General features: G+C 66.0%; 6 protein-coding genes and 2 pseudogenes. 2 read left to right on the top strand and 6 right to left on the bottom strand.

The features are described from left to right. The coding region (locus tag QZ281_RS09280) for a S41 family peptidase (RefSeq protein WP_292227495.1) at positions 1 to 830 on the top strand (830 nt) is incomplete at its 5' end. A gap of 61 nt (positions 831 to 891) precedes the next feature. Here the strand turns inward: QZ281_RS09280 and QZ281_RS09275 are convergent. Next, positions 892 to 1422, bottom strand: a complete 531-nt coding sequence (locus tag QZ281_RS09275; RefSeq protein ID WP_292227493.1) for a CarD family transcriptional regulator — start codon at positions 1420 to 1422, stop codon at positions 892 to 894. Positions 1423 to 1726: 304 nt separating this feature from the next. Then, positions 1727 to 2068: a ferredoxin FdxA gene (gene fdxA / locus QZ281_RS09270; protein WP_292227491.1), complete on the bottom strand. Its 342-nt coding sequence runs from the start codon at positions 2066 to 2068 to the stop codon at positions 1727 to 1729. Between the two features lie 200 nt (positions 2069 to 2268). Between fdxA and QZ281_RS09265 the strand changes: the two genes are divergently transcribed. After that, positions 2269 to 2895 carry a YceI family protein gene (locus tag QZ281_RS09265; RefSeq protein ID WP_292227489.1) on the top strand — a complete coding sequence of 209 codons (627 nt, stop codon included), beginning with the start codon at positions 2269 to 2271 and terminating at the stop codon, positions 2893 to 2895. Here QZ281_RS09265 and QZ281_RS09260 read toward each other — a convergent pair. The 4 genes and pseudogenes from QZ281_RS09260 to QZ281_RS09245 form a co-directional block, all read right to left on the bottom strand. After that, entirely contained in the window at positions 2879 to 3163 is a 285-nt protein-coding gene (locus QZ281_RS09260) for an RNA-binding S4 domain-containing protein (protein WP_292227500.1), read from the bottom strand. The genes QZ281_RS09265 and QZ281_RS09260 overlap by 17 nt on opposite strands. Positions 3164 to 3176: 13 nt before the next feature. Continuing rightward, a pseudogene (locus tag QZ281_RS09255) lies at positions 3177 to 5612 on the bottom strand (helicase-related protein); the annotation flags it as partial. 67 nt (positions 5613 to 5679) lie between these two features. Continuing rightward, on the bottom strand, positions 5680 to 6285 hold the full coding sequence (gene fixJ / locus QZ281_RS09250) for a response regulator FixJ (RefSeq protein ID WP_292227486.1): 606 nt from the start codon (positions 6283 to 6285) through the stop codon (positions 5680 to 5682). 76 nt (positions 6286 to 6361) lie between these two features. Then, positions 6362 to 6661: pseudogene (locus tag QZ281_RS09245) on the bottom strand (ATP-binding protein); the annotation flags it as partial. Positions 6662 to 6953 lie beyond the last annotated feature (292 nt).

Raw genomic sequence — 6953 nt, 5'->3', positions numbered from 1 at the left:
GGCCCGCCGTTCCGGCTGTCGAACAGGACGGATTGGCGACGCTGGAATGGATCGCGCCGGGCGTCGCCTATCTGAACGTGCCGTCCTTTTCCAACAGCCGCTATCGGGCCGCCGGGCGGAACTTCCGCGCCGAGATGCAGCGGCTGTTCGAGGATATCCGCCGCGGGCAGGCCACGCGCCTGATCCTTGATTTGCGTGAGAACGGCGGCGGGTCGGAGCCGAACGAGAGCATTCTGTTCTCCTTCCTGGTCGACACACCCCTGCACAAATACGCCGACGTGGAAGCGCGCGGTAAGGATCTGAGGGTCGTCAGCCGGTCGGGCGCCGTCTTCACCCATGAGGTGTATGACGAGGACGAGATCAACTTCCAGCAGGCGACGCCGGACGGGCGACTGCACCGCCTGAATGTGGCGCCTCAGGGCCTGATGAGCCAATGGGAGCCGTCCTCGCCGGTGTTCGAGGGGCGGGTCGTCGTGCTGGCGGGCGGATACACCTTCTCCGGCGGGGCCGAACTGGCCTCCATGCTCTATCATGTGCGGCGCGGCGTCTTTGTCGGCGAAGAGGTCGGCGGCACGCACGAGGGCAACACCAGCGGCTACAAGTGGGACATCGACCTGCCCAACAGCGGGGTGCAGGTGCACGTCCCTGTGCTGCAGTACCGTTTCGATTGGCCGGGCCTGCCCGCGCATCGTGGCGTGCAGCCTGACTGCAATGTCCCCCCTCTGGTCACCGAGATCGGCGAAGAACGGGACCGGGCATGGCGCGTAGCCCGCACGGTGGTGATGCAGGATTGGGTCACGCCCGATCAGGCGCGCTGCCCCGCGCTGTAGCGTCCACAGCAAAAAGGCCCCGGATCGCTCCGGGGCCTTTTCGTTTGTCTGAGGTCGAACCTTAGGCCGCTTCGGCGGTCGGGATCGGCTTCTTGGCGCTGAGCGACTTGGCCAGCAGTTCGACGGCGGCGTCCTTGTCGATCTTGTTGGCGGCGGCGACTTCGCGGGCCATGCGGTCCAGGGCCGATTCATAGAGCTGGCGCTCGGAATAGGACTGTTCCGGCTGGGTGTCGGCGCGGTGCAGGTCGCGGACGACCTCGGCGATCGAGATCAGGTCGCCCGAGTTGATCTTGGCTTCATATTCCTGGGCGCGACGCGACCACATGGTGCGCTTGATGCGGGCGCGGCCCTTCAGGGTGGTCAGGGCCTTGGACACGACGTCGTCGGCGGCCAGCGAGCGCAGGCCCGCCGTCACGGCCTTTTTAGTCGGAACGCGCAGGGTCATCTTCTCGTGGTCGAAGGTCACGACATAGACTTCCAGCGACATGCCGGCGACTTCCTGCGTCTCGATCGCGGCGACCTTGCCAACGCCGTGCGCCGGATAGACGACCGCGTCGCCAACCTTGAACTCCAGACCAGTCTTGCTCGTCATATTCGTCCTTTCCCGGTCAGGGACAGGCGAAGCGAAGGCGCAGCAAACGCAAACAGCATCTCGTCCGGCGGTGGGAGCCGACGGATGAAATGAATGTCAGACGTCAGATACGGAAACGGATCACCAAACCTCTGGCCGATCCCGTCTTCATGGGCGGGATACTGTCGCAAACACGGGCGGCGCGAAAAAATCGCAGACCGCCCGATCCAATGAAACAGAACCTATCACAAATTTGCGGAATTTCAAAACGTCCACAGGGGCGTCATGGAATTGCAGCAAGGCTTGGTCGGCGCAGCGTCCGCGTTCAGGAGCCCTTGCCGGGCTCGGGGCTGAAGTATTTTTCGTACTTGCCCGTCTCGCGTTCATACTGTTCGCGGTCCGCGGGCGGGGTGCCCTTGACGGTGATGTTGGGCCAAACCTTGGCGTATTCGGCGTTGACCTGCAGCCACTTGCCGTCCGGTTCGTCCTCGGTGTCGGGAACGATGGCGTCGACGGGACATTCGGGCTCGCACACGCCGCAGTCGATGCATTCGTCGGGTGCGATGACCAGGAAGTTCTCGCCCTCGTAGAAGCAGTCCACCGGACACACTTCCACGCAGTCCATGAACTTACATTTCACGCAGGCGTCGGTGACGATGTAGGTCATTGGGCGGCTGAAATGGTCGAGGTTGCGGCTGGGAGGCCTGCGACATGGCTGTCATGCAACCAACTGTCAACAGCGGGACTTAAACCGAGAGCCGTTCGCAAAACTGGCGGCGGCTTTAGAATTGCGCGCTTGACAAGTCTCGGCTCAATTCGCAACTGTCGTGATTACATATTCAACTTCCCTGGCTGGAAAACCTCCCCATGCGCTCCTTCTTTATGAAATCCGTCCTCGCAGGCTCTTTGGCCCTCAGCCTTGCGGCTGGCGGTGCGGTAGTGGCTCAGGCCGCCCTGACCAAGGTTCCCGCCGAAGTGACCGCCGGGAACTATGACCTGGATTCCGGTCATGGCAAGATCACCTGGTCAGTGAACCATCTGGGCTTCTCGACCTATACGGGCCAGTTCGTGAACGTGAAGGCCGAGCTGAAGCTGGACCCGCGCAATCCGTCGGCCAGCACCCTGACCGCCACCGTGCCGCTGGCCGACGTGGCGCCGAACGACGACCGCCTGAAGGCCCACCTGCTGACGCCTGATTTCTTTGATGCGGCCAACCACCCGACGGCGACCTTCACGTCGCGTTCGGTGACCGTGCATCCTGGCGCCGCCAATCAGGCCACCGTCGTCGGCGATCTGACCCTGCATGGCGTGACCAAGCCGGTGACCATCGAGGTGACCTTCAATCAGGCGGGCGCCGTGCGCGATTCCTACAAGGCCGGTTTCGACGGCGTGGCCACGATCAAGCGTTCGGACTTCGGCATTAACTACGCCCTGCCGGCCGTGTCGGACGAGGTGAAGCTGCACCTCGAAGGCGAGTTCAATCTGAAGAAGTAACCAGCGCATAGAGGGTGCGGGCCTCCTCGGCAGGCCCGCGCCTTTCGCCCAGCGCCTCGACGCGCAGGGTCGTGACCTGTCCGTTCTGGACGAAGGTCATCAGGTCGCCGGGGCGGACCAGACGGCTGGGCTTGTCCAGCCGCGTCTCGCGCCCCTGATGCGTCAACCGCACCGCCCCGCGCTCCACCAGATCCGCCGCCAGCCCGCGCGTCTTCACGAACCGCGCGCGCCACAGCCAGATGTCGATGCGGCAGGCGTCTTCTTTCAAGGGCGCGCCTTGCCTCGGTCAGCGCGGCCAGAGCAGCGAAGGGCGAATCCTTGATCGGGCGCGGCGTCTGGCCCGGCTTGTCCGGCTGGCGGGCGCGTTCGACTTTGAGGGCGGCGATGACCTGTTTTGCCTGATCGGCGCTCCAGCCCAGATCGGTCAGGGCTTCGTCCGACAGCCGCCCGTGATGGGCGGCGCGCAGTTCCGCCATCTTCTCCAGTGTCTCGACCGGCGCCAGCCAGCGGCCCGCCAGACGCAGACCGTGCGCGGACAAGAGGCGCGGCGAGGGCGGTTCGGCAGGGGCGGGGATCAGGTCCGGCGTCGCCGGGATCAGGGGCGCGGCGACGAAGCCCTGCGCGAAATGGCGGGCGCGCGGCTTCTGCAGGCCCGGCAGCCAGACCGAATGCACCCCGACCCGGATGGCGAAGCTTTTCAGGGTGCGGCGTTCGACCTGGCTCAGGGCGGCCAGATCGCGTTCGACCTCGCGCCGATCGATCAGGCCCCCGGCCTCGATCAGCCGAAAAGCGATGCCGCGCGGCAGGCCCTTCAGGGCGCCCGTCTCGACCGCCTGACGCAGACGGCGCAGATCACGCAGCGCCCGACCCGCCTCTGACGCCAGCCACGCCTCCAGTCGCCGCTGCGCCCGCTCACGCGCAGGCGTGGGGCCCAGATCGCCCAGCAACCGCACCTGCGGTGAAAACGGATCGGCCCCCTGCGGCGTCGCTACGATCTGGGCCGTCAGCACGCCACGCCACAGCACCGAACCGTCGGGCGTGATGGCGAAGGCCTCGTCCGTCTCGGCGGCCAGTCGTCCCAGGCGGCGGTTGATCTCGGGTGTCACGGCGCGGACGGCGGCCTGTCGCAGCGTGCGATCCTCCAGCGCCGAAGACCCCTTCTCCATCTGGAAATGGACACCCTGAAGCTGGCCCACCACCTGACCCTCGACCGTCACCTCGCCGTCGTCGGCGACGCCTGCAAACGTGTCGTCGCGCACGTTCAGCGCGCGCATCAGGGCCGTGGTGCGGCGATCCACGAACCGTGCGGTCAGCCGTTCGTGCAGCACGTCGGACAGACGGTCCTCCAGCGCGCGGGTCTTGTCGCGCCAGCCTTGGGCGTCACGGACCCAGTCGGGCCGGTTGGCGATGTAGGACAGGGTGCGCACCGCCGACAGCCGCGCCGACAGCTGGTCGATCTGGCCGTCGTCTCGGTCCACGAAGGCGAAGCGCGGCGCCATCCAGTCGTCGGTCAGCCGCCCGCGCTTGCTGGTCAGGGCGGTGAAGACATCCTTGGCCAGACGGCTATGCTCATCCAGCGTCGTCTTCTGGAAGTCCGGCAGCTGGCAGGCCTCCCACAGGCGCATGATGGCCCCGCGCGACCGGCCGATGCGGGCGATCTCCTCGTCCCTGATCAGGCGGCGCAGCAGGGTCTCGTCAAGGGCTTCCGCCGTCAGGCTGAGGCCCGAACGCTGGGGCGTCACCGTCAGCGAACGCAGCAGGTCGGGCAGGGTGTCGAAGTCCAGTTTGCCGTTGCGCCACTCCGCCGCCTCGACCGGATCGAACCGATGCTCGACCACCTGTTCGACCAGATCGGCGTCCAGATCCTCGGCCTCGGCGGTGACGCCGAATGTGCCGTCGCGCAGGTGACGGCCCGCACGGCCGGCGATCTGGCCGATCTCATGGGCGTGCAGCCAGCGGGTCCGCCTGCCGTCGAACTTCCTCAGGCCCGCAAAGGCGACATGGTCCACGTCCATGTTCAGCCCCATGCCGATGGCGTCGGTGGCGACCAGAAAATCGACCTCGCCCGACTGGTACAGGGCCACCTGGGCATTGCGGGTGCGGGGACTGAGCGAGCCCATGACCACAGCCGCGCCGCCCCTCTGGCGCCGGATCAGTTCGGCGATGGCGTAAACCCGGTCGGTGGAGAAGGCGACGATGGCGCTGCGGCGGGGCAGGCGGGTCAGCTTCTTGGATCCGGCGTAGGACAGGGTGGACAGCCGGTCGCGCGTCACGATCTCCACGTCCGGGACCAGGCGGCGGATCAGCGGCTCCATCGTGCCCGCGCCCAGGAACATGGTCTCGAACCGGCCGCGCGCATGCAGCAGCCGCTGGGTGAAGACGTGGCCGCGCTCTGGGTCGGCGACCAGCTGGATCTCGTCAATGGCCAGGAACTCGACCGTCCGCTCCATCGGCATGGCCTCGACCGTGCAGACGAAATAGTGCGGGCGCGTCGGGACGATCTTCTCCTCGCCCGTAATCAGGGCGACGGCGGCGGCCCCGCGCAACTTGACGATCCGCTCATAGATTTCACGCGCCAGCAGCCGCAGCGGCAGGCCGATCATGCCCGAGGCATGACCCAGCATCCGCTCGACCGCCAGATGGGTCTTGCCTGTATTTGTCGGCCCCAGCACCGCTGTGACGCGGGAGGGAGCGAGGCCTGCGGACCGCTCACTCATAACGGACTTAAGGTGGCGACCTTTCCGCTGCGGCTCAAGCCCGGACCCGTATTTATGCGATCAGGCGTCAGCTGGCGCGCATCCCCATGCGGACCAGCTCCGGCAGGCTGTGGGCCTTCATTTTCTGCATCAGCTTGGCGCGGAAGATTTCGACGGTGCGCGGGCTGATCTCCAGGTCGATGGCGATCATCTTGTTCGACTTGCCCTCGATCAGGGCGTCGAAGACCTGACGCTCGCGCGGGGTCAGGGTGGCCAGACGCGCGCAGGTCGCATCCTTCACATCCCGCTCGGCCTCGGCGCCGCTCATCTGGTTGATGCAACTGCGGACGGCGTCCAGAATCCGGTTCGGGTCAAAGGGCTTTTCGATGAAGTCGGCGATCCCGGCCTTCATCAACTGCACTGCCAATGGCACGTCGCCATGTCCGGTGACGGCGATGATCGGCCAGGCCTGGCCGTGCAGGGACTTCAGCCGCTCGATCAGCTCGACCCCGCTGGTCTGGGGCATGCGGATGTCGGTGATGATGCAGGCCGATTTCTCTTGCGGCAGGTTCTCTAGAAAGTCCGTCGCGCTGACGAAGGCGCGCACTCGAAACCCTTCGCCGCGCAGCAGCAACAGCATGGCGTGCCGCATGGCCTCGTCGTCGTCGATGATGAATACGGAATAGGGGTTCATGCGGCCTCGAACTCCGTGCTGGGGGAAGGCGGAATGAAAAGGACGCACCGCCGGATGAACTGCGGCCGACCGTGATTTGACCGCCGTGACTTTCGATGATGGAGCGGGTGACGGGCAGGCCAAGGCCCATGCCGGTCGATTTGGTGGTCATCATCGGCTCGAATATCCGGTCCATCTGCTCGTCGGGAATGCCCGGACCGTTGTCTTCGACGATCAACTCATAACCGCCGTGGGCATGGGCGCGGCCCGTGATGCTGACCTTGCCCTTGCGTTGGGGGCGTCCCCGGCAGGCGGCTGCGGCGTCGACCGCGTTGCGCGCCAGGTTGGAGATGGCTTGCTGCACCTGAATCCGGTCGACCAGAACCTCGTCGTTCATGTCCTGCACATCAATGTGGATCGGCACATCGGCGTCGCGGCTGACCAGCTCCAGGGCGGGGATCAGGTCGGCGACCAGACTGGAGACCCGTTCCTGCGACAGGCTTCTGGAGCCGCTGGAGATCATTTCACGTGTCCGGCGGATGATCTCACCGGCGCGCAGCAGCTGGGACTTGGCCATTTCCAGGGTGCGCGCGGCGTCTTCACCTTGGGGGCCTGCCTGGCTCAGTTCCTTCTGGCCCGCGTGCAGATAGACGGTGGCCGCCGTCAGCGGCTGGGTGAGTTCGTGCGCC

The organism is Brevundimonas sp. (genome assembly GCF_018608325.1).
GTDB lineage: Bacteria > Pseudomonadota > Alphaproteobacteria > Caulobacterales > Caulobacteraceae > Brevundimonas.
The sequence above is the reverse complement of the archived record's forward strand: the minus strand, read 5'-3'. Positions and strand labels throughout refer to the sequence as shown.